Raw genomic sequence first — 22,006 nt, 5'->3', positions numbered from 1 at the left:
AACCCGCTGCCGAGGCGTTACCAGATGTTGCGCGAGGCAAAGCTCCGGAAAACCGCTCCCCTGGGACGGCGAACAGTCGCCCCGCCCGCCGCATCGAAAAGCCCCGCTACTCAGTCTTGGCCAGCTCCGGCAGGTCGCCACTGAGGCCCAAGGCTTGACGCACGAACAGTGCCTTGGCCTCGGGCATCTGCTCGACCATCTTCAGACCGGTGTTGCGCAGCCAGCGCAGCGGCAGCGGATCGGCCTGGAATAGACGTTCAAAGCCCTCCATGGCCGCCATCAGCGCCAGATTGTGGGGCATGCGCCGCCGCTCGAAACGGCTCAGCACCTTGACCTCGGCCAGACGCTCGCCACGGCTGGCCGCCTGCAACAGCACTTCGGCCAGCACCGCCGCGTCGAGAAAGCCCAGGTTGACGCCCTGCCCGGCCAACGGGTGAATGGTATGAGCCGCGTCGCCGATCAAGGCCAGGCCCTCTGCCACGTAGCGTTTGGCATGACGCTGGCGCAGCGGCACGCAGAGTCGCGGATCAGCGCTGAGCACATTGCCCAGGCGGCCTTCGAAGGCACGCTCCAGTTCAGCGCAGAAGCGTTGCTCGTCCAGGGCCATCAGACGCTCGGCCTCAGCAGGCGTGGTGGACCAGACAATCGAGCACCAATCGTGCTGCCCGTCACGCACCAGCGGCAGAAAGGCCAACGGGCCGGTATCGGTAAAACGCTGCCACGCCGTCCGTTGGTGGGGTTGGCTGCTGCGCACGCTGGTGACGATGGCGTGGTGCAGGTAATCCCACTCACGGGTGGCACAACCGGTGAGGCGGCGTACCGCCGAGTGGGCTCCATCGGCGGCGATGACCAGCGGCGCGCGCAAAACCCGACCATCGGCCAGGGTCAGCAGCCAGTCATCGCCGGAGCGACGCATCTGCTCCAGACGGGCATTGGCCAGCATGCCGATATCGCATTCGTGCAAACACTCAAGCAAGGCATCCTGAACCACGCGGTTCTCAACGATATGCCCCAGCACTTCGGCGTGCACGCTGGCCGCCGAGAAGTGAATCTGCCCGGTGCCGCTGCCGTCCCAGACCTGCATGTCGCGATAGGGGCTGCTGCGCCGTTTGACCACGCCATCCCAGGCGCCCAGGCGTTGCAAAATCCGCTGACTGGCCGCCGACAAGGCACTGACCCGAGGCTCGAAAGGCGCCTCGCTGTCGAAGGGTTTGACACTCAAGGGGCCGCCGTCGAGCAACAGCACTTCCAGGCCACTGCCCTGTAACGCCAACGCCAAGGCACTGCCGACCATTCCGGCTCCGACAATCAGCACATCTGCGCGCATTTCCATGCTTTAGGCCTGTCTCGCTTGCGGCTTGAGCCGCACGTAAAGGGTTTTATCGACCCGCGCCACCAGGGTGCCGGAGCCGTCATGAATCTCCACCTGCAACTGCGGCAGGTATTTATCGCCCGTGGCGGTCTGGCGGCGGATCTCGTCCAGCAGTGCCTGCTCGATACTGAACCGGGCAAACACCGGCCCCTTGCCCGGAGCGATGAAATCGATGGCCGCGGCCTTGTCCCAGACGATGTAGTCGCGACCGAGGTTTTCCATCAGCATCAGCATGAAAAACGGATCGACCATGGAATACAGGCTGCCGCCAAACTGGGTCCCGACATAGTTACGGTTGTACCAGCCCAACCCCATGGATACCCGCACTTCACGGAAGTCCGCGCTGATCTGCCGCACCCGCACGCCAGCCCCCAGGTAGGGCGGATACAGGGTCATCAACCAGCGCAACAGGCGCGCCTTGCCGAACCGTCGGGTCAACCAGTCACGCATCCGGGCGAGTACCCAGGCCCATGGCCTGGCGCGCGAACCAGCGCTTGGCCGGGGGCAGCAGATCCAGTCCGAGCAAGCCGAGGTTGCGGCCCACGGACAAGAGCGGCAGCTTGCTGCCAAACAGCCGGGTGACCTGGTCGGAAAAGCCCACGGTGAGGTTCTGGTCCAGACGCTGGCGCTCGCGATAAGCCTGCAGTACGGCGAAATCACCCGGCACCTGCTCGCTGTCCAGCAAGGCATCCGCCAGGGCCTGAGCGTCACGCAGCGACAGGTTGAAGCCCTGGCCGGCGATCGGGTGCAGGCTGTGGGCGGCGTTGCCCAGCACCACCAGATGGGGGCGCACCTGCTCTTCGGCTTCTACCAACGACAACGGATACAGGTGGCGCGCGCCGACTTGTTTCAGGGTGCCCAGGCGATAACCGAATACACCCTGCAGCTCACTGAGGAAACTGCGCTCATCCAGATCGGCAAGACGCTGCGCGTCCATGCCCTGACGGGTCCAGATCAGCGCGCAGCGATTGTCCGGCAATGGCAATAGTGCCATCGGGCCATCGTCGGTGAAGCGCTCGAAGGCCATGCCGTTGTGGGCTTCGCTGGGGGTGATGTTGGCAATCAGCGCGCTCTGGTTGTAGGGGCGATGCTTGATCCCGATACCCAACTGCTCACGCAGGCCGGAGCGGCCGCCATCGGCGAGCACCGCCAGGTCGCACTCCAGGGTGGTTTCATCATTCAGGGTCAGGCGATAGCCGCCCTCCAGGGGCTCAAGGCGGGTGACTTCAGCCGGGCAGCGCCAACTGATCACGTCCTTGTCCAGGCCTTGCCACAGGCATTGGCCGAGCCAGGCGTTTTCCACCACATAACCCAGGGCCGGAACCCCCTCTTCCATGGCCGACAGGCGCGCGGTGGAAAACCGCCCGCGGTCGGACACATGAATCTGCTTGATCGGCTCGGCGCGGCGCGAGATCGCTTGCCACAGGCCCAGGCGCTGATAAATCTGCCGGGCGCCAAAGGACAGGGCCGAGGAGCGTGCATCGTAACTGGGCTGAAAACTGTCGCCGGGGGCGAAGGGTTCGATCAGCACGATCTTCCAGCCCCGCGCCTTGGCTCCGGCCTGCAAGGCCAGCGCCAGGCTCGCGCCAACCAAGCCGCCACCGATGATGGCCAGATTGACCCGACTCATGACGCTGGGGCCCGGACGGCCGCCATCAGCGCCTCGATCTCGGCGACGCTTTTCGGCACGCCGTCCGTCAGAATTTCACAGCCCTGCTTGGTCACTACCACGTCGTCCTCGATGCGCACGCCAATGCCGCGCCACTTCTTAGCCACCTGCTGGTTGTCCGGTGAGATATAGATGCCCGGCTCCACGGTCAGCGCCATGCCGACCTCCAACACCCGCCACTCGCCGCCGACCTTGTACTCGCCGACATCGTGTACATCCATGCCCAGCCAGTGCCCGGCGCGGTGCATGTAAAACGTCTTGTAAGCCTCACTGGCAATCAGTTCGTCGACCTCGCCTTGCAGCAAGCCCAGGTCCACCAACCCGGCAGTGATCACCCGAACCGTCGCCTCATGGGCCTGATTCCAGTGTTTGTTCGGGGCGATCTCGGCAAAGGCGGCTTGCTGAGCAGCCAGCACCAGTTCGTAGATCGCCTTTTGCTCCGGTGAAAACCGGCCATTGACCGGCCAGGTACGGGTGATGTCGCTGGCATAGCAGTCGATTTCACAACCGGCGTCGATCAACACCAGATCGCCATCCTTGAGCAGGGCGTCATTCTGTTGGTAGTGCAGGATGCAGCTGTTGCGCCCCGCCGCGACGATAGAGCCGTAAGCTGGCATCTTCGCGCCACCTTTGCGGAACTGGTAATCCAGTTCGGCTTCCAGACTGAACTCGTGCAGACCGGGGCGGCTGGCTTGCATCGCGCGGATGTGGGCCTGGGCGGAAATCCTCGCCGCCTCGCGCATCACCTTCACTTCCGCCGCCGATTTATACAGGCGCATGTCGTGCAGCAGATGATCCAGGGCAACGAATTCGTTCGGTGGCTGGGCGCCAAGGTGCGCTTTAGAGCGGATCACGTTGATCCACTCCATCAGGTGGCGATCGAACTCAGGGTTGCTGCCCATGGCCGAATAGACCCGGTCGCGCCCTTCGATAAGGCCCGGGAGAATGTCATCGATGTCGGTGATGGGGAAGGCATCGTCCGCGCCGTAATCGCGAATCGCACCTTCCTGTCCAGCGCGCAGACCGTCCCAAAGCTCGCGCTCGACATTGCGCTCGCGGCAGAACAGCACGTACTCGCCATGCTCGCGACCGGGCATCAGCACGATCACCGCCTGGGGTTCGGGGAAGCCACTGAGGTATTGGAAATCGCTGTCCTGGCGGTAGACGTGTTCCACATCGCGGTTGCGAATGGCCACGGCTGCCGCAGGCAGGATCGCGATGCTGTTGGGCTCCATCTGCGCCATGAGCGCCTTGCGGCGCCGGCTGTATTCCACTTTAGGGATATGAATCATGGGCAGATGCAGTTCCCTGTCGATCAATGCAGAGAAGGCTTGGCAGCCGGCGCAACACTCTTGTTGGTCTCGGTGAACAGCAACAGCGGCGCGACCCGCAGATACTCCATCACTTCCATGTAGTCGCTTTCGCCGTCATCGGACTCTTCCAGCGCGTCCTGTACCTGGGCGATAGCTGCAAGGTCCTGCAACACTTCAGTGGCCTCGGTGCTCAGGGTGCTGCTATCACGGGAATTGAGGCCGAAACCGGCGAGGAAGCCCTGGCACCACTGACCCAGGGCCGCGGCGCGTTCGCTCAGGGGAGCGTCGTCGCTGGGCAGCAGCAAGACCACGGTCATGTCGTCGCTGGTGAGCTCGCCCTTGACCATTTCCTGCAGGCCAATCAGGGCGTTACGCACGTTCTCTTGCGGCTCGCCTTCGAGCAGTTCGGCGGCGTCCACCAACCAGCCGTCCACCTCGAACCCAGCGCCGGCGCAGCTGCGGCCCAGCAACAGGCCGTGCAATTCGGCTGGAGAAACAGGATGACCGCTGCTGCTGAGCAGGGTGGCGAAGGCGTTGTACGGGGAATTCTGAATGGGCATGGGCAGCTAGGCGCCAAGCGGCGCAATGTCTAGAATGAAGACCTCGTATCGTAGGGCGTGTCATCATTCATTGCCAGCGCTGCGTTGTGCTTTGCACCCCGTTCCAGCGCCACGCAGGGCCTTGAACGACGGACAGATTACCGACCGGACAGCGACCGATGCGCCAGGACTGTTCCGACCGTCCGCCCGCTGCCCCAGCCGTTGCCACTCATCAGACCAACTTCAGTGGGACACAATGGAAGACAACGACCTGCACGCACTGATGGCCAGACTCGAACTGCTTATTACCCGGGTCGAGCAACTAAAGAGTCAAAACGCACTCTTATTAGCTCAGGAAAAGACCTGGCGCGAGGAACGCGCGCACCTCATTGAAAAAAACGAAATCGCCCGGCGTAAGGTCGAATCGATGATTTCGCGTCTCAAGGCCCTGGAGCAAGACTCATGAGTTCAAGCAATAGCGTTACCGTGCAGATTCTCGACAAAGAGTATTCGATCATCTGCCCCCAGGAAGAGCGCAGCAATCTGGTGAGTGCCGCCCGTTACCTGGACGGCAAGATGCGTGAGATCCGCAGCACCGGCAAAGTCATCGGCGCCGATCGCATCGCGGTCATGGCCGCCCTGAACATCACCCATGACCTGCTGCATCGCCAAGAACGCCCGGATGTGCAGGCCAGCGCCACCACCCGTGAACAGGTACGCGATCTGCTGGAACGTGTTGACCTGGTCCTGGCCTCCGATTCAGACGCAAGCAAAGCTGATTCCTGACGGAGGTTGCGATATACTCCCGCCACTCCCTGGGGTGCTTGCCAGTTGGCGATGTCCCTGAGCCGATTCGCACTACCCTGGAAGTTGCACGTTGGGCTGGTGTGCATGTCCGCTAGACGGAAAGCCTTAAAGCCTGCTGCATCTTCCGCCTTGAACTTTCGGGTTCAAGGGCTAAGTCGACAGCGGTTCGCCTGGGGAGCCTGAATTGCCAATCAATGCCAGTTATCCATGCTGGCATTGGTTTTTCCGGGTAGTCTGTTCTGCCATGTCCGACCGCCCATAGCCTCTTTCATGACCGAACCTGCGCCGCTTTCCCGCCCGCAACTTCGCCGCATGCTGCGTAACGCCCGCCGCGCCCTGACGCCTGCGCAGCAACGCCAGGCCGCACAAGGCCTGTACCGCCAGTTAGCGCAAAACCCGGCGTTTCGCCGCGCCCGACACCTGTCCCTGTATTTGCCCACTGACGGTGAAATCGACCCGCGTCTACTGCTGCGGGCCGCCCAGCGCCGGGGCAAGGCCACCTACCTGCCGGTGCTCAGCGCCTGGCCACGGACCAAAATGGTCTTCCAGCGCATCCGCCCTGGAGAACAACTGCGGCGCAATCGCTTTCGCATCCTCGAACCCAAGGTCAATACCGCACGACAACGCAAGGTCTGGGCGCTGGATCTGGTCCTGCTGCCTCTGGTGGGATTCGACGAGGAAGGCGGGCGCCTGGGCATGGGCGGCGGCTTCTATGACCGCAGCCTGGCCTACTTGGCGCGACGCAAAAACTGGCGCAAGCCGAAGCTGCTGGGGCTGGCCCATGAGTGTCAGAAAGTGGCAAGGCTGGATCAGGCAAGTTGGGATGTGCCGCTGCACGGCACGGTGACTGATCAGAGATGGTATTTCGCCAAATAGGCACCGCGTTCGGTCAACGGCACCAAAGCCCATTCAGCGCTTGAAGGGTTGCACCTGCTGCTGGGCGATCTCAACGGGGGTGTCACTGTTGTTGGTCCATAAGCTTTGCGCATAACCGGTGGTCACAACGCCCAAACCGAACAAAATAACCAAAATCCATAGTAAATCCGGTTGGCGTTTCATCGATTGCCCCCCCTCAGGCAAATCACACACGATGACCACAACGGTTTCCATAACAGGCCGTGCAGCAGCGTCAAGCTTAAATTGCCGGCATTTTGCGATAACGTGAACCGACACGCAAACGTTGACGTCAACCGACTGTCGGTTTGTCATAAAATTGCCCAACTACCTGCGCAACTATCTTTTTGAGGGTAAGAAACATGACCTATTGGCTGATGAAATCCGAGCCGGACGAACTCTCGATCCGAGGCCTACAACAGCTTGGCCAAACCCGCTGGGACGGCGTGCGCAATTACCAGGCGCGCAACTTCCTGCGCACCATGGCCGTCGGTGATGAGTTCTTTTTCTATCATTCCAGTTGTCCGGAGCCTGGTATCGCCGGCATCGGCCGAATCATCCAGGCCGCCTACCCGGACCCAACCGCCCTGGCGCCTGATAGCGTCTATTTCGACCCCAAGTCCAGCGTCGAGAAAAATGCCTGGAGTGCGATCGATGTCGCCCATGTCGAGACCTTCGACAAGGTCCTGCGCCTGGACGACCTCAAGCGGCAGATAGCCCTGGCGCAAATGCCCCTTGTGCAAAAAGGCAGTCGCCTGTCGGTCATGCCCGTCACCGCAGAGCAATGGGCCGCGGTACTCGCCCTGCGCTGAGGCCGACCACCTCAATCGTCATGCAGTCTGCGGACAATAGGTTTAGGCTTTGCCCTTAAATTTGACGAGCATCAAGCAGAATAAAGCCTTGATCCGTCAGAATCGGACGCTATAGCCGCAGGACGCAGAACCCATGTCGACGAACCACCGTTCTTCCCGCATTTTCGCTGTTTCCCTGTTGATTCTGTTGCTGGCCGCTGGAGGCTTGGGCTACTGGAAATCCCTGCAGGATCGCCTGCCCGAAGGGCTGAGCATGGGCAATGGCCGACTTGAAGCCACCGAAGTACAGATCGCCACCAAGATCCCCGGGCGCTTGGCGCAGGTACAGGTCAACGAAGGCGACAAGGTGCTTCAGGGCCAACTGCTGGCACGCATGGACACCCGAACCCTGGAGGCTCAGCGCAACCAGGCCGAGGCTGAAGTACTGCGGGCCCGGGAGAACCTCTCCGCCGCCGAAGCCAATGTGCAGTTGCGCCAAAGCGAGCAACTCCTGGCCAACCAGGAGCTCAAGCGCTCCCAGGAACTGTTCCGCCGCGGCTTCGCCAGCCAGCAGTTGATCGACCAGCAACAAGCCCGCCTGACCACAGGTAACGCGGCGGTGTTGGCGGCACAAGCCCAGGTCTCGGCAGTCAAGGCGGCCATCGGCGCCGCCCAGGCTCAAGTTGCCCAACTGACCAGCGAAATCGACGACAGCAGCCTGCGGGCGCCCATCGACGGCATCATCCAGCTGCGCCTGGCCGAACCTGGCGAGGTCCTGGGTGCCGGCGGCCGGGTGCTGCTGCTGATCGACCCCAACGATCAATACATGAATCTCTATCTGCCGGCCTCGGTGACTGGTCGTCTGACCGTCGGCGATGAGTCGCGAATCCTCCTCGATGCCCTGCCCGAACAGACGCTGCCAGCGAAGATCAGCTTCGTCGCGGCCAAATCGCAGTTCACCCCCAAAGAGGTGGAAACCCGTGACGAACGGCAGAAGCTGGTGTTCCGGGTCAAAGTCAGGCTGACGCAACCTGCCGCCGTGCCTCAGGCCAAACCGGGGATGCCCGGTGCCGGCTATGTACGCACCGCTCCCGTGGACTGGCCGGCCAACCTGAAATGAGCGGCCTGGCGCTGCAAGCCACCGGCATCAGTCATCGCTACGGCTCACAACAAGCACTGATCGACATCAGCTTCAGCCTGCCGCCGGGCACGCGCTGCGGCTTGATCGGTCCGGATGGAGCAGGTAAATCCAGCCTTCTCGGGCTGATCGCCGGGGTCAAGAAGCTCCAGCAGGGTGAGCTCGACGTGCTCGGAGGCACGATTTCCCAGCGGCGCCACCGCCGCAGTCTCTACCCACGTATCGCCTTCATGCCGCAAGGCTTGGGGGGCAACCTGTATCCCGAGCTGTCCATCAACGAGAACATCCGCTTCTTCGCCACCCTGTTCGGCCTGCCCCATGAAGAATGCGAACAACGCATGCACAGCCTGCTGCTGGCCACCGACCTGCTGCGTTTTGCCGAGCGCCCGGCAGGCAAACTGTCGGGAGGGATGAAACAGAAACTCGGCCTGTGCTGCGCCCTGATCCATGAGCCTGACCTGCTGATCCTCGACGAACCCACCACCGGGGTCGATCCGCTATCGCGCCGGCGCTTCTGGGAACTGGTGGAAGACGTACGCCAGCAACGCCCACAACTGACATTGCTGGTGGCCACGGCCTACATGGAGGAAGCCGAGCAGTTTGAACACTGCCTGATGCTCGACCGCGGCAAGATAATCGCCCAGGGCATGAGCGCGGAGCTGGCGCAGGTAACCCCCAGCGGCAAGCTGGACGATGCCTTCACCCATTTCCAGGGCGACAGCAACCACGACAATCAGCCCCTGGTGATTCCGCCGCGCGCCAACGAAAACCAGGAAATCGCCATCCAAGCCCACGAACTGACCCTGCGCTTCGGTGATTTCACGGCGGTGGACAAGGTCAGCTTCGCCATCGGCCGCGGGGAAATCTTCGGCTTCCTCGGCTCTAACGGCTGCGGCAAGACCACCACCATGAAAGTCCTCACCGGTTTGATGCCCGCCACCGAAGGCAGCGCCAAACTGCTGGGCAATCCGGTGAACGCCAAGGACCTGGCCACCCGCAAGCGGGTCGGTTTCATGTCCCAGAGTTTCTCGCTGTATGGCGAACTCAGTGTGCGCCAGAACCTGGAGCTGCACGCGCGCCTGTTCGACCTGAAAAAAGCCGAAAGCGGCCCGCGCATCGAGGAACTGATCCAACGCTTCGACCTCGCGGAGATCGCCGACCAACAGTCCGGCAGCCTGCCCCTTGGCCTGCGCCAGCGCCTGTCCCTGGCAGTGGCGGTCCTGCACCGCCCGGAAGTGCTGATCCTCGACGAGCCCACCTCCGGCGTGGACCCAGCGGCCCGCGACGATTTCTGGCGCCTGCTGATCGAGCTGTCCCGGGAACAAGGCGTGACCATCTTTCTCTCCACTCATTTCATGAACGAAGCCCAGCGCTGCGACCGCATTTCACTGATGCACGCCGGCAAGGTACTGGCCTGCGACACCCCGGCGGCGCTGCAAAAACAGTTTGCCGGCGACACCCTGGAAGAGGCGTTCGTGCGCTGCCTGGAGCAAGCCCAAAAACCGCAGGACACACCCGCCCCGCCCCCTGTGGCAGCCGCCAGTACCAGCAGCCCGCCCCCCGATCACTCGAGCCTGAGCCTGGCGCGCCTGTTGGCGGTGGCCTCCCGTGAGGGCAAGGAGTTGTTGCGCGACAAGGTGCGCCTGAGCTTTGCCCTGTTGGGGGCCATTTTCATGATGGTGATCTTCGGCTACGGCATCTCCCTGGATGTGGAGAAACTTGCCTTCGCCATCTATGACCAAGACCAGACGCCGCAAAGTCGCGCCTACCTGGAAGCCTTCCGCAGCTCACGCTACTTCCAGGAAAAGCCGTTGATTCAAAACCCCACCGAACTGCATCGACGCCTGCAACGCTCGGACATCAAGCTGGCCCTGGAAATCCCGCCTGGTTTCGGCCGAGACCTGTATGCCGGACGCCAGCCGACAGTAGCCGCCTGGCTCGATGGCGGCATGCCGTTTCGCGCCGAAACCAGCCGCAACTATGTCGAAGCGGTGCACCAGGCCAACCTGGAGCAACTGGTGGAGCAAAGCAGCCCGGCACTTGCCTCAAGACCCGCCGCCAGGCTGGAGACCCGCTTCCGCTACAACCAGGATGTGGTCAGCGTCAACGCCATCGGCCCAGGAGTCATGGCGCTGATCCTGGCCTTCATCCCGGCCATGCTCACGGCGCTGGGCATCGTCCGCGAGAAGGAACTGGGCTCGATCACCAACTTCTATGCCACGCCCCTGACCCGCCTGGAGTTCCTTCTGGGCAAGCAAGCGCCCTACCTGGTCGTCAGCCTGATCAACCTGACGGTACTGGTGGCGATGAACCGCTGGCTGTTCGGCGTGCCCTTCAAAGGCAGCGGCCTGACCCTGGCGCTGGGTGGCGTGCTCTACGTGCTGGCCACCACCAGCATGGGGCTGCTGATCTCGGCGTTCACCCGCACGCAGATCGCAGCGATCCTCGGCACCATGATCATCACCAGCCTGCCGACCATCCAGTTCTCCGGGCTGATCGTGCCGCGCTCGTCCCTGGAAGGGGCGGCGGCCATCATGGGGCAGTTGTTCCCCGCCGGACACTTCCTGGATATCGCGGTGGGCACTTTCACCAAGGCCCTGGACCTGCGCGAACTCTGGCCCCAGTGCCTGGCGCTGGTCGGATTTTTTCTCGGTTTCACCGGGCTGAGCCTGGTCATGCTGAAAAAGCAGGAGGTCTGATGAACCGGCTCACTCACATCCTGCGTCTAGGGCTCAAGGAGCTCACCAGCCTGCGCCACGACAGCGTATTGCTGTTGTTTTTGATGTATGCCTTCACCGTGGCCATCTACATGCCCGCCGCCGGTTCGGTGATCGGCGTGCATAACGCCAGCGTGGCGGTGGTGGATGAAGACCACAGTCCGCTGTCGCGGCAGTTGGCAGAATCTCTGCAACCGCCGGAGTTCCAAGCACCGGCAGACCTGCCCTACGACCAATTGGATACGGTGATGGACAGTGGCCAGTACACCTTCGTGATCAACGTCCCCGCCAACTTCCAGAGTGACCTGCTGGCCGGCCGCCAGCCGGCGGTGCAGGTCAACGTCGACGCCACGGCCATGAGCCAGGCGTTCATGGGGGCCGGCTACATCGGCCGGATCTTCCAACGCGAAATGCTCAACTATGCCAATCAAGCCGATGCCGCGAGCAAGGCCCCGGCCCTGCTGACCACCCGCGCCCTGTTCAACACCAACCTGGAAGGCGGTTGGTTCCTGGCGGTGATTCAGATCGTCAACAACATCACCATCCTGGCCATCGTGCTCACCGGCACCGCATTACTGCGCGAGCGTGAGCACGGCACCCTCGACCACCTGCTGGTGCTGCCGCTGACAGCGCTGGAGATCATGCTGGCCAAGGTCTGGAGCAATATGCTGGTGGTGGTGCTATGCACCTGGATATCACTGGAGGTAATCGTCAAAGGCGCCCTGGGCGTACCGCTGGCGGGCTCGATGGGGCTGTTCTTGATGGTCACGGCGCTCTATCTGTTTGCCAGCACCGCGCTGGGGATATTCCTCGCGACCCTGGCACGCTCGACGCCACAGTTCGGCTTGCTGGCGATCCCGGTGATCATTCCGATGCTGCTGTTGTCAGGGGGGAGCACGCCGCTGGACAGCATGCCGCAATGGCTGCAATGGGTAATGCAGGGCTCGCCTTCTACCCACTTCGTCAGCCTCAGCGCGGCGATTCTGTTCCGCGACGCAGGAGTCAGCGTGGTCTGGCCCGACCTGCTGGCGCTGGCGGCCATCGGCCTATTGTTCTTCGCCATCGCCCTGGCGCGCTTTCGCAAAAGCCTCGCCTCCTAGCCGCCTCCCGCAGAAGCCGACGAAGGCGCCCGCCAGAGCGCCTTCGTCGGCAGGCCAGACCTTAAAACAACCGGATTACTGGATGATCAGGTTGTTGAACAGCAGGTCTTCCACCACCGGCTTGCCGGTTTCATCGCTCATCACTTGCTGCACCTGCTTGAGGGCTTCCTGGCGCAGCTTTTCCTTGGCCTCGACGTTATTCATGGTGTCGGTGGTCTGCTGGGCGAACAGCGCCACCAGCTGGTTGCGGATCAACGGTTCATTGGCCTTGACCGCCTGGGCCGAGGCATCGCCGGTTACCCGCAAGGCCACATCGGCCTTGTAGACCTTGAGTTTCGGGCTGCCATCCAAACCGTAGTTGCCCACGAAAGGCGGGCTCAGGCTGATGTAACTGACTTTCGGTGCTTCGCCATCTTTGGCCTCTTCGGCCACCGCTGCCATCGGCAGCAAGAGGGCCAGCAGCAACATGATCCACGCTTTCACAATTCGCTCCTTAATCCGGTTTGCGGCCTAGCATAAAGGCACGTCCGCCTGAGCCCAAGCACAAGCTTATGGCTGGCCATCAGGACCGAGCATGCTCGTTGACCGCCTGATTCACACTCCTACACTTATCGGCCACCACTCCCAAAGGAATAGCCCTGATGAAAGCCGTGCTGTGCAAAGTCTTCGGCCCTGCCGAAACGCTGGTGCTGGAAGAGGTCGCAAACCCTGTACCGAAGAAGAACGAGATCCTGCTGGACGTGCATGCCGCAGGCGTCAACTTCCCGGACACGCTGATCATCGAGGGTAAATACCAGTTCAAGCCGCCCTTCCCCTTTTCCCCGGGTGGCGAAGCGGCCGGCGTGATCAGTGCGGTGGGCCAACAGGTTGGTCCGCTCAAGGTGGGCGAGCGAGTCATGGCCCTGACTGGCTGGGGCAGCTTTGCCGAGCAGGTCGCAGTGCCGGCCTACAACGTGCTGCCGATTCCCGCCACCATGGACTTCAACACCGCAGCCGCCTTCAGCATGACCTACGGCACCTCGATGCATGCCCTCAAGCAGCGGGCCAACCTGCAGCCCGGTGAAACCCTATTGGTACTCGGTGCCTCGGGCGGTGTCGGACTGGCAGCCGTGGAAATCGCCAAGGCCATGGGCGCCAGGGTGATCGCCGCCGCCAGCAGCGTGGAAAAACTCGCCGTGGCCAAGGCCGCTGGCGCCGATGAGTTGATCAACTACAGCGAAAACAGCCTGAAAGATGAGATCAAGCGCCTGACCGACGGCAATGGCGCCGACGTCATCTACGACCCGGTGGGTGGCGATCTGTTCGACCAGGCCATGCGCGCCATCGCCTGGAATGGCCGCTTGTTGGTGGTGGGTTTTGCCAGCGGTCGTATCCCCGAGCTGCCGGTGAACCTGGCGTTGCTCAAGGGCGCGGCGGTGATGGGGGTGTTCTGGGGCTCCTTCGCCCAGCGCCAGCCTCAGGACAACGCGGCCAACTTCCAGCAATTGTTCGACTGGTTCGCCGCAGGCAAGCTCAAGCCGCTGGTATCTCAGGTTTACCCACTGACTGAAGCGGCCCGCGCCATCGATGACCTCAGGCAGCGCAAGGCTGTGGGCAAAGTGGTGGTGCAGGTGCGTTGAACGCCACCATCACCCTTAATCCGCGGCACCGGCCTTGCAGCGCTTGAGCCGCGCTTCCAGATTACGATCCGGCATGGCATGGTTGCGCAGGGCCTGGACGGTCTGCTCGACATAATCCCGGGTGCTGCCATAACGCCCGCTAGCGCTCTCGAACACCTGACTCAGCACATGATCCGGCAGGTTGCCGGCGTAACTAGGCAGGTGCCGCTCCAGCACAAACCCCAAGGCTTGAACCTGGCTGCCATCTTCAAGACGGCAATTGAGCCAGTGCGGACGGTAAGAGGGATAAGGCATCTCACGCTGCCAGAGCGCATACAGCGAGGCGTCCAGGTGTTCCTCGGGCAAGCGATAGGCGAACCCGCTGCAGGAGCCGCCGCGATCCAGGCCGAACACCAAGCCCGGCAGCTCCGGCGTGCCGCGATGCTCGTGTGACCATAGATACAGACCGCGATGATAGCCATGTACCCGGCCGCGCATGCGCTCGACCGCCGAACACTCCGGGCGCCAGATCAATGAACCGTAGGCAAACAGCCAGACCGGACCACCCTTGTGCCGGGCCATGGTGGATTGCATGGAACTGCGAAGTTGTTCGTGGGTCAGTTGCGGCCCCAGATCGAGCCGCGGAGGGTAAGCCAGATTCAGAAAACCGGATTCAAGGGCTGTCATGGCGAATAGCGTTTGGCTCCCCGCGTCAAAGAAGTTACTTAATAGAACGTTTGGCAGTCACGACAAGACACATGAGTTTCAGGCAAGTTAAGTGCCACTAAGCCCGAGCAGTTAAGTTGAAAGATTAGATATAACCTACCGGCATTTAGTTAATTAGCTAAATACCGATGGGCTATATAAAGAGTTATAAAGATGTGAGTGGATCTGAGGTTTTCAGGGGCGTGGCGCGTAGGCGAACACATCGGCACGCATCTGATGGGCATCCATACCCGCGCTGACCAGCGCATCCAGAGTGGCGTAGATCATCGCCGGCGAACCACTGGCATACACGTGTACCGCCGACAGGTCGGCGATGTCCTCGCACACAGCCTCGTGCAGCATGCCGCAACGGCCTTCCCTGCCGCACAGGTCGCTGACCACCTTGTGCAGATACAGGTTGGGCAATTGCTGCCACTCATCCCAGTGCTCCAACTGATAGAAGTCTTCCGGACGACGCACGCCCCAATACAGATGCACCGGGTGCTTGAAACCCTCGGCCCGGCAATGCTCGATCAAGCTGTGCATCTGCGCCATGCCGGTGCCGGCGGCAATCAGCACCAGCGGCCCCTCCGGCAGCTCAGCCAGATGTGTATCACCGAAGGGCATCTCGATCCGGGCCATGCGGTTGCGCTGCAGTTGCTCCATCAGGCTTTGCGCACTGTTCTCGCGCACCAGCACATGCAGTTCCAAATCACGCCCGCAGTGGGGCGCCGATGCCAGGGAGAAGGCTGACTTCTCGCCATTGTCGCGCTCCAGCATCAAATACTGCCCAGCGTGATAACGCGGTGGCTTGCCCGCTGGCGCCCGCAGCCTGACCCGCCAGACATCGCCGCCGATCTCAAGGCACTCAGTGAGCTGACACGACAAGCTGCGCACCGGCAACTCTCCCAGCGCAAGGACGCCATCCCACAGCACAATGCAGTCTTCCAGCGGCTCTGCAATGCAAGTGTAGAACTCGCCATGATCACGCACATCACCGGCTTGCTGCACACTACCCTCCACCAGCAAGGCCGCGCACACGTGACAGTTGCCATTGCGGCAGCTCTGCGGGCATTCATAGCCCAGGCGCCGCGCCGCATCGAGAATCCGCTCGCCGGGCAGTGTCTCAAGCACGGCTCCGGAGGGCTGCAAGGTTACACGCATCAATCTATTCCTAACTGATTCCAGATGGCATCGATCCGGCGGGTGACCGCCTCATCCTTGACGATGACCCGGCCCCACTCTCGGGTGGTTTCTCCGGGCCACTTGTGAGTGGCGTCGAGCCCCATCTTCGAGCCCAGGCCGGACACCGGCGAGGCGAAGTCGAGGTAGTCGATCGGGGTGTTGTCGATCATCACCGTATCGCGCTTGGGATCCATGCGCGTGGTGATGGCCCAGATCACGTCGTTCCAGTCCCGGGCGTTGATATCGTCGTCGGTGACGATAACGAACTTGGTGTACATGAACTGTCGCAAAAACGACCAGACACCCAGCATCACGCGCTTGGCGTGGCCCGGGTACTGCTTTTTCATGGTCACCACCGCCATGCGATAGGAACAGCCCTCGGGCGGCAGGTAGAAGTCGGTGATTTCCGGGAACTGCTTCTGCAGGATCGGCACAAAGACTTCGTTGAGCGCCACGCCGAGAATCGCTGGCTCATCCGGCGGCCGGCCGGTATAGGTGCTGTGGTAGATCGGCTTGATACGATGGGTGATGCGCTCCACGGTGAACACCGGGAAGCTGTCGACCTCGTTGTAGTAACCCGTGTGGTCGCCGTAGGGGCCTTCATCGGCCATCTCGCCCGGATGGATCACCCCTTCTAGGATGATTTCGGCAGTGGCCGGCACTTGCAGGTCGTTGCCACGGCACTTCACCAGCTCGGTGCGATTGCCCCGCAGCAGGCCGGCGAAGGCGTATTCGGAGAGGCTGTCCGGCACTGGGGTCACGGCGCCGAGAATGGTTGCCGGGTCCGCGCCCAGGGCCACCGATACCGGGAACGGCTGGCCCGGGTGCTTCTCGCACCACTCGCGGTAATCCAGCGCGCCGCCGCGATGGCTCAACCAACGCATGATCACCTTGTTGCGGCCAATCACCTGCTGACGATAGATGCCCAGGTTCTGCCGGTCCTTGTTCGGCCCCTTGGTCACGGTCAGGCCCCAGGTGATCAGCGGCCCGACGTCGCCGGGCCAGCAAGTCTGCACCGGCAGCATGCCCAGGTCGACATCGTCGCCCTCGATCACCACTTCCTGGCACACCGCATCCTTGACCACCTTGGGGGCCATGGAAATGATCTTGCGAAAGATCGGCAGCTTGGACCAGGCGTCCTTGAGCCCCTTGGGCGGCTCCGGCTCCTTGAGGAAGGCCAGCAGCTTGCCGATTTCCCGCAGTTCACTGACGGCCTCGGCGCCCATCCCCAAGGCCACGCGCTCAGGGGTGCCGAACAGATTGCCGAGCACAGGGATGTCATAACCGGTGGGGTTTTCAAACAGCAGGGCCGGGCCTTTGGCACGCAAGGTGCGATCGCAGACCTCGGTCATTTCCAGCACTGGGGACACCGGAACCTGGATGCGCTTGAGTTCCGAGCGCTGTTCCAGGCCGCTGATAAAGTCGCGCAAGTCGCGATACTGCATGCGTGAGCCTCGTTTTCGCCGTGGCATTCGGGGCAGGCAGTTTAGCGCCGAACCCACAGGTTCAGAATAGAGAATGTCAGATAGCAAAAAGCCGGGTTTCCCCGGCTCTTGCTGGCCTGATCGATTTACTTGCGTTTCATCGACAGGAAGAACTCATCGTTGGTCTTGGTCTGTTTCAGCTTGTCGACCAGGAACTCGATGGCCGCGACTTCATCCATCGGATGCAGCAACTTGCGCAGAATCCACATGCGCTGCAGCTCGTCGTCGGCGGTCAGCAACTCTTCGCGGCGGGTGCCGGAGCGGTTGATGTTGATAGCCGGGAAGACGCGCTTTTCAGCGATCTTGCGATCCAGGGGCAGCTCCATGTTGCCGGTACCCTTGAACTCTTCGTAGATCACTTCGTCCATCTTCGAGCCGGTTTCAACCAGCGCGGTGGCGATGATGGTCAGCGAGCCGCCTTCTTCGATGTTGCGCGCGGCGCCGAAGAAACGCTTGGGTTTCTCCAGGGCGTGGGCATCGACACCACCGGTCAGCACCTTGCCGGAGCTCGGGATCACGGTGTTGTAGGCACGGGCCAGACGGGTGATGGAGTCCAGCAGGATCACCACATCCTTCTTGTGCTCGACCAGGCGCTTGGCCTTCTCGATCACCATCTCGGCCACTTGCACGTGGCGAGTTGGCGGCTCGTCGAAAGTCGAGGCAACCACTTCGCCACGCACGGTGCGCTGCATCTCGGTCACTTCTTCCGGACGCTCGTCGATCAGCAGCACGATCAGATGAACTTCAGGGTTGTTACGGGTGATGTTCGACGCGATGTTCTGCAGCATGATGGTTTTGCCCGCCTTCGGCGGAGCAACGATCAGACCACGCTGGCCTTTACCAATCGGGGCGCACAGGTCGATGACACGACCCGTCAAGTCTTCCGTGGAACCGTTGCCGACCTCCATCTTCATGCGCACGGTCGGGAACAGCGGCGTCAGGTTTTCGAACAGAATCTTGTTCTTGGCGTTCTCGGGGCGATCGTAGTTGATCGTGTCGACCTTGAGCAGCGCGAAGTAACGCTCGCCTTCCTTGGGAGGGCGAATCTTGCCAACGATGGTGTCGCCGGTACGCAAGTTGAAGCGACGGATCTGGCTTGGCGAGACGTAGATATCGTCCGGGCCGGCCAGGTAGGAGGCGTCGGAGGAGCGGAGGAAGCCGAAGCCGTCCTGGAGGATCTCCAGCACGCCATCACCGGAGATTTCCTCACCGCTTTTCGCGTGCTTTTTCAGCAGGGAGAAAATCACGTCCTGCTTGCGCGAACGGGCCATATTTTCTATGCCCATCTGTTCGGCCAATTCGAGCAGTTCGGTAATCGGCTTTTGCTTGAGTTCAGTCAGATTCATATAGGAATGACGTAATCATTTATAGAGGGGGGAAATTAAGCTTTTGGCTTAATGAGGCCGCGCCGCAGAGAAGGCGACAGGATCGCGTACTTATTCGAAAAGGAGAGCGTCGGCGACGGCTTGCAGGGGGCGCTGGAGAAACCAGTGCGGGGCCGAATGTAACACCTGAGTTTCGGAGCGTCTAGCCCTCAATTACGAAAAAGCCCCGCATTTTGCGGGGCTTTTCAGTGACACTCAAATCGACGCTTAGATGTTGGCGTCGAGGAAAGCAGCCAGTTGCGACTTCGACAGCGCGCCGACCTTGGTGGCCTCGACGTTGCCGTTCTTGAACAGCATCAGGGTCGGGATACCACGCACGCCATGCTTGGCCGGGGTTTCCGAGTTTTCGTCGATGTTCAGCTTGGCAACAGTCAGTTTGCCTTGGTAGGTCTCAGCAATTTCGTCCAGAACCGGAGCGATCATTTTGCATGGGCCGCACCACTCAGCCCAATAGTCGACCAGTACAGCGCCTTCGGCTTTGAGTACGTCGGCCTCGAAACTGGCGTCGCTGACGTGTTTGATAAGATCGCTGCTCATGGAATTCTCCAGGTTGTAAGCAAAAAAACGTGGCCCATCATATCTGCCCTTCCCCCGTTCAGGAAGCCGCAGATGATTGACTCTCACTATGGTGCCCCATGAGTTTGGGTATAGCTCAGCTCAGGAAGAAGCGGGAGTGGCAAAGGCAATTCCGCTGCGCAGCGCCGCACTGGGCACATGCTCCTGCATGGCCTTTTGGCGCCACCCCGCAGGCATGCCAGGCCAAGGTCCGGAGGATTTTTCCAGGCTCCAGCCGGATTTCCATGGCCCGCTCCGACCGGATGAACGGCAACTTCTGACGCTCCAGGAAGATCTCCGCGTTGCAACCGAGAATGCTCAGCGTCGCCGGGTTGCCACTGGCCAGAAGGATCTTCGGGTGAAAGGCAAAACCCAGCCAAGGCTCGATCCGGGTGCGAACAATCGCCCTCTGCTCAGACCAGCAAGACCGATAGATCCCAGTGAAACCCGTACATACAGGGCTTTTGGCGAGGACTGGCGGGGGCCGTGCGGTGTCGCCGTAGAGACATCACTTCCCAAGGCTGCGGAGCTTCGCCACGACCAAATGCTGCAACGCCCTGCTCTCTGAGCCGTTCGCCAGCCTGCTGCTGAGCCAGCCCCCAGGCCCGAGTTCTGGATGATGTAATGGCCTGCGGCACGCTCAAGGTCGCCGCGCCGGCTTCACAGCCGGCGGCAGCGCCTACACACCGTACACCCGTAGCCGCTGTCGAGTCTTGGCGGGCTGCGACAAGGCCTGCAGCGCCTTGCCTGACGATCTAGCAGCAGTCCTCGGGGGTCTTGGTGATCGCAGGGGCGTTTCCCCAGACCAACTGTTCTGCCGGCATCGGCCGGCCGAACCAGTAGCCCTGGCCCAGGTCGCACCCGTGATCGAGGAGAAACCGTGCCTGTTCCGCCTGCTCGATGCCTTCGGCGTGTACCTGCATGCCCATACTCTGGGCCAGAGCAATGATCACCCGGGAAATCGCCGCATCGTCTTCGTCACCCGGCAACCCGGCGACAAAGCCTTGGTCGATCTTGAGTTTCTGCACCGGCAGGCGCTTGAGCCGCAGCAGGGATGAATAACCGGTGCCGAAATCGTCGATGGCCAGACGGATGCCCAGCTCGCGCAGGCGGTGCATCTGTTCCAACGCCACCTCCGGATCATCCATCACCGCGCTCTCGGTGACTTCCAGTTCCAGATAGGCCGGGTCCAACCCCGTGTCGTGCAGCACTTGGGCCACCTGCTGATACAACTCGCTGCGAGCAAACAGGCGGGTCGACACATTCACCGCGACAAACGACAGCTCGACGCCGTCAGCCTGCCATTGGCACATCTGCCGACAGGCTTGCTGCATAACCCAGGCATCGATCTCGGCAATCATCCCGGTGCGCTCGGCAATCGGGATGAACTCCGCCGGCGACACCAGACCGCGCTGCGGGTGCTGCCAGCGCACCAAGGCCTCAACGCCGATCAGGCGGCTGCTTTGGAGGTCGTGCACCGGCTGGTAGTAGACCCGTAGCTCCTGCTGCTCCAGGGCACGGCGCAGTTCAAAAGCGATCTCCACCCGTCGCTGAGCGTGGGCGGTGAGTTCTTCGGTGTACAAGGCATACCCGTTGCGCCCGGCACTCTTGGCCTTGAACAACGCCGCATCGGCGTTACGCAGCAGTTGGCTGGCGCTCAGGGCGTCGCTGGGGAACAGGCTGATGCCGATGCTGGCGTTGATCAGCAATCGCTGCTCGCCCAACTCAAAGGGCTCCTTGAGGCCATCGATGATGCGCTGGGCCAGAGCCGCGGCCTGCACCAATTGCGGGCAGCTTTCGGCCAGCACCGCGAACTCGTCACCGCCCAGCCGCGCCAAGGTAATGCCCGGGCCGAACATGCCCCCCAAGCGCTCGGCGACAGCCTTGAGCAACTGATCCCCAAGGTTGTGACCGAGGCTATCGTTGATCATTTTGAAGTGATCGAGGTCGATCATCAGCAGGGCGCAGCCACGCTTGTGAATCTGTGCCGAAGCCAGGGCCTGTTCGGCACGATCGGTGAACAACAAGCGGTTGGGTAGGTCGGTCAAGGGGTCGTGGTGGGCCAGGTGGGCCAATTCGTGCTCAGAATCCTTGATCGCGCTGATATCGGAAAACACCGCAACGTAATGGGTCAGTTCACCCTGGTCGTCGTGGATCGCACGAATGGTCTGCCATTGCGGATAGATTTCACCGCTCTTGCGCCGGTTCCAGATTTCGCCGCTCCACTCGCCGCACTGCTGCAAGGCGTCGAACATCGCCTTGTAGAAATCGGCTGAATGGTGACCCGACTTGAACATGCTCGGCTGATGGCCCAGCACTTCTTCACGCTGATAGCCGGTAATCTCGATGAACGCGCGATTGACGTGAACGATCTGGCCCTGGGTGTCGCTCACCAGCACCCCTTCGCGGGTACAGTCGAACACCGCCGCCGCCTGGCGCAGGCGCTCACGGTCCTTGTGTTGATGACGCAGCCAGCGATCCGCCCCCATGACCCGTAACAGACGGGCCCGGGCAAAGAAGATCAGCACGGCGCTGAACAGCGCCCAAGCGTAGCCACTGATACGTTGCCAGCGGGCCTGATCGGCAAAATTATCGAAGAAACTGCTCGATAAATAACCACTGAGCTGTAGCCAGATCAACGACAGCAGCAAGTAGAGCAGCGCGGCACGCAAGCCATTGCGATAAGACACCGACATAAGTCCGTCTATTTCCACACGAAAAGTTTGGGATTATAGAGGAAGAAACATGCCGCCA

General features: G+C 61.6%; 21 protein-coding genes, 1 other RNA gene and 1 pseudogene. 9 read left to right on the top strand and 14 right to left on the bottom strand.

Annotation, left to right across the window (positions count from 1 at the left end; translation table 11 throughout):
* Positions 1 to 106: 106 nt before the first annotated feature.
* The 5 genes from PLD_RS14025 to PLD_RS14005 are packed head-to-tail and all read right to left on the bottom strand — an operon-like array spanning position 107 to position 4,914.
* Positions 107 to 1,327, bottom strand: a complete 1,221-nt coding sequence (locus tag PLD_RS14025; protein WP_178116176.1) for a 2-octaprenyl-3-methyl-6-methoxy-1,4-benzoquinol hydroxylase — start codon at positions 1,325 to 1,327, stop codon at positions 107 to 109.
* A 9-nt stretch (positions 1,328 to 1,336) separates the two neighbouring features.
* On the bottom strand, positions 1,337 to 1,822 hold the full coding sequence (locus PLD_RS14020) for a DUF4442 domain-containing protein (RefSeq protein WP_159893652.1): 486 nt from the start codon (positions 1,820 to 1,822) through the stop codon (positions 1,337 to 1,339).
* Positions 1,815 to 3,002: a 2-octaprenyl-6-methoxyphenyl hydroxylase gene (gene ubiH / locus PLD_RS14015; RefSeq protein WP_159893650.1), complete on the bottom strand. Its 1,188-nt coding sequence runs from the start codon at positions 3,000 to 3,002 to the stop codon at positions 1,815 to 1,817. Before ubiH ends, PLD_RS14020 begins: the two co-directional genes overlap by 8 nt.
* Entirely contained in the window at positions 2,999 to 4,333 is a 1,335-nt protein-coding gene (gene pepP / locus PLD_RS14010; RefSeq protein WP_159893648.1) for a Xaa-Pro aminopeptidase, read from the bottom strand. Before pepP ends, ubiH begins: the two co-directional genes overlap by 4 nt.
* A gap of 23 nt (positions 4,334 to 4,356) precedes the next feature.
* The gene (locus PLD_RS14005) at positions 4,357 to 4,914 is read right to left on the bottom strand and encodes a YecA family protein (protein ID WP_159893646.1); all 558 of its coding nucleotides are present in this window, start codon (positions 4,912 to 4,914) and stop codon (positions 4,357 to 4,359) included.
* 235 nt (positions 4,915 to 5,149) lie between these two features.
* On the opposite strand from PLD_RS14005, the gene PLD_RS14000 reads away from it, so the two are divergent.
* The 4 genes from PLD_RS14000 to PLD_RS13985 all read left to right on the top strand — a co-directional run bounded on the left by PLD_RS14000 (position 5,150) and on the right by PLD_RS13985 (position 6,576).
* Entirely contained in the window at positions 5,150 to 5,359 is a 210-nt protein-coding gene (locus tag PLD_RS14000) for a TIGR02449 family protein (protein ID WP_092308493.1), read from the top strand.
* Entirely contained in the window at positions 5,356 to 5,679 is a 324-nt protein-coding gene (locus tag PLD_RS13995; RefSeq protein ID WP_159893644.1) for a cell division protein ZapA, read from the top strand. Before PLD_RS14000 ends, PLD_RS13995 begins: the two co-directional genes overlap by 4 nt.
* A 23-nt stretch (positions 5,680 to 5,702) precedes the next feature.
* A non-coding RNA gene (gene ssrS / locus PLD_RS13990) (6S RNA) lies at positions 5,703 to 5,881 on the top strand.
* 89 nt (positions 5,882 to 5,970) lie between these two features.
* Positions 5,971 to 6,576: a 5-formyltetrahydrofolate cyclo-ligase gene (locus PLD_RS13985; RefSeq protein WP_159893642.1), complete on the top strand. Its 606-nt coding sequence runs from the start codon at positions 5,971 to 5,973 to the stop codon at positions 6,574 to 6,576.
* 33 nt (positions 6,577 to 6,609) lie between these two features.
* Here PLD_RS13985 and PLD_RS13980 read toward each other — a convergent pair whose 3' ends face one another.
* Positions 6,610 to 6,810, bottom strand: coding sequence for a hypothetical protein (locus tag PLD_RS13980; RefSeq protein WP_159893640.1), 201 nt, complete (start codon positions 6,808 to 6,810; stop codon positions 6,610 to 6,612).
* Positions 6,811 to 6,956: 146 nt separating this feature from the next.
* On the opposite strand from PLD_RS13980, the gene PLD_RS13975 reads away from it, so the two are divergent.
* The 4 genes from PLD_RS13975 to PLD_RS13960 all read left to right on the top strand — a co-directional run bounded on the left by PLD_RS13975 (position 6,957) and on the right by PLD_RS13960 (position 12,340).
* On the top strand, positions 6,957 to 7,406 hold the full coding sequence (locus PLD_RS13975; protein WP_159893638.1) for an EVE domain-containing protein: 450 nt from the start codon (positions 6,957 to 6,959) through the stop codon (positions 7,404 to 7,406).
* A gap of 133 nt (positions 7,407 to 7,539) precedes the next feature.
* Complete coding sequence (locus tag PLD_RS13970; RefSeq protein WP_159893636.1) at positions 7,540 to 8,505, top strand: HlyD family secretion protein; 966 nt, start codon at positions 7,540 to 7,542, stop codon at positions 8,503 to 8,505.
* Positions 8,502 to 11,222: a ribosome-associated ATPase/putative transporter RbbA gene (rbbA, locus tag PLD_RS13965; protein ID WP_159893634.1), complete on the top strand. Its 2,721-nt coding sequence runs from the start codon at positions 8,502 to 8,504 to the stop codon at positions 11,220 to 11,222. Before PLD_RS13970 ends, rbbA begins: the two co-directional genes overlap by 4 nt.
* Entirely contained in the window at positions 11,222 to 12,340 is a 1,119-nt protein-coding gene (locus PLD_RS13960) for an ABC transporter permease (protein ID WP_159893632.1), read from the top strand. The genes rbbA and PLD_RS13960 overlap by 1 nt, the downstream gene beginning before the upstream one ends.
* 75 nt (positions 12,341 to 12,415) lie before the next feature.
* Here PLD_RS13960 and PLD_RS13955 read toward each other — a convergent pair whose 3' ends face one another.
* Entirely contained in the window at positions 12,416 to 12,823 is a 408-nt protein-coding gene (locus PLD_RS13955; protein ID WP_159893630.1) for a flagellar basal body-associated protein FliL, read from the bottom strand.
* A 158-nt stretch (positions 12,824 to 12,981) separates the two neighbouring features.
* Here PLD_RS13955 and PLD_RS13950 point away from each other — a divergent pair, with 158 nt between their 5' ends.
* Complete coding sequence (locus PLD_RS13950) at positions 12,982 to 13,959, top strand: NADPH:quinone oxidoreductase family protein (RefSeq protein ID WP_159893628.1); 978 nt, start codon at positions 12,982 to 12,984, stop codon at positions 13,957 to 13,959.
* A 15-nt stretch (positions 13,960 to 13,974) separates the two neighbouring features.
* Here the strand turns inward: PLD_RS13950 and PLD_RS13945 are convergent, their stop codons facing one another.
* From PLD_RS13945 to dibA, 7 genes and pseudogenes are all read right to left on the bottom strand, one after another.
* Positions 13,975 to 14,625 carry a gamma-glutamylcyclotransferase gene (locus PLD_RS13945; RefSeq protein WP_159893626.1) on the bottom strand — a complete coding sequence of 217 codons (651 nt, stop codon included), beginning with the start codon at positions 14,623 to 14,625 and terminating at the stop codon, positions 13,975 to 13,977.
* Between the two features lie 213 nt (positions 14,626 to 14,838).
* Positions 14,839 to 15,807 carry a CDP-6-deoxy-delta-3,4-glucoseen reductase gene (locus PLD_RS13940; protein ID WP_159893624.1) on the bottom strand — a complete coding sequence of 323 codons (969 nt, stop codon included), beginning with the start codon at positions 15,805 to 15,807 and terminating at the stop codon, positions 14,839 to 14,841.
* Positions 15,807 to 17,273 carry a 4-hydroxy-3-polyprenylbenzoate decarboxylase gene (ubiD, locus tag PLD_RS13935; RefSeq protein ID WP_011064155.1) on the bottom strand — a complete coding sequence of 489 codons (1,467 nt, stop codon included), beginning with the start codon at positions 17,271 to 17,273 and terminating at the stop codon, positions 15,807 to 15,809. The genes PLD_RS13940 and ubiD overlap by 1 nt, the downstream gene beginning before the upstream one ends.
* A 125-nt stretch (positions 17,274 to 17,398) precedes the next feature.
* A complete protein-coding gene (gene rho / locus PLD_RS13930) occupies positions 17,399 to 18,658 on the bottom strand; it encodes a transcription termination factor Rho (RefSeq protein ID WP_159893622.1) in 1,260 nt (419 codons plus the stop codon).
* Between the two features lie 246 nt (positions 18,659 to 18,904).
* Positions 18,905 to 19,234, bottom strand: coding sequence for a thioredoxin TrxA (trxA, locus tag PLD_RS13925; protein ID WP_159893620.1), 330 nt, complete (start codon positions 19,232 to 19,234; stop codon positions 18,905 to 18,907).
* A 120-nt stretch (positions 19,235 to 19,354) separates the two neighbouring features.
* Positions 19,355 to 19,628, bottom strand: a pseudogene (locus PLD_RS30715) (GntR family transcriptional regulator); the annotation flags it as partial.
* A gap of 379 nt (positions 19,629 to 20,007) precedes the next feature.
* Positions 20,008 to 21,948: a phosphodiesterase DibA gene (gene dibA / locus PLD_RS13920; protein ID WP_159893618.1), complete on the bottom strand. Its 1,941-nt coding sequence runs from the start codon at positions 21,946 to 21,948 to the stop codon at positions 20,008 to 20,010.
* Between the last annotated feature and the right edge of the window lie 58 nt (positions 21,949 to 22,006).

It is taken from the genome of Pseudomonas sp. LD120, from assembly GCF_009861525.1.
Lineage (GTDB): Bacteria > Pseudomonadota > Gammaproteobacteria > Pseudomonadales > Pseudomonadaceae > Aquipseudomonas.
Note: the sequence above shows the minus strand (reverse complement) of the source record. Positions and strands in the feature narration are given on the sequence as shown.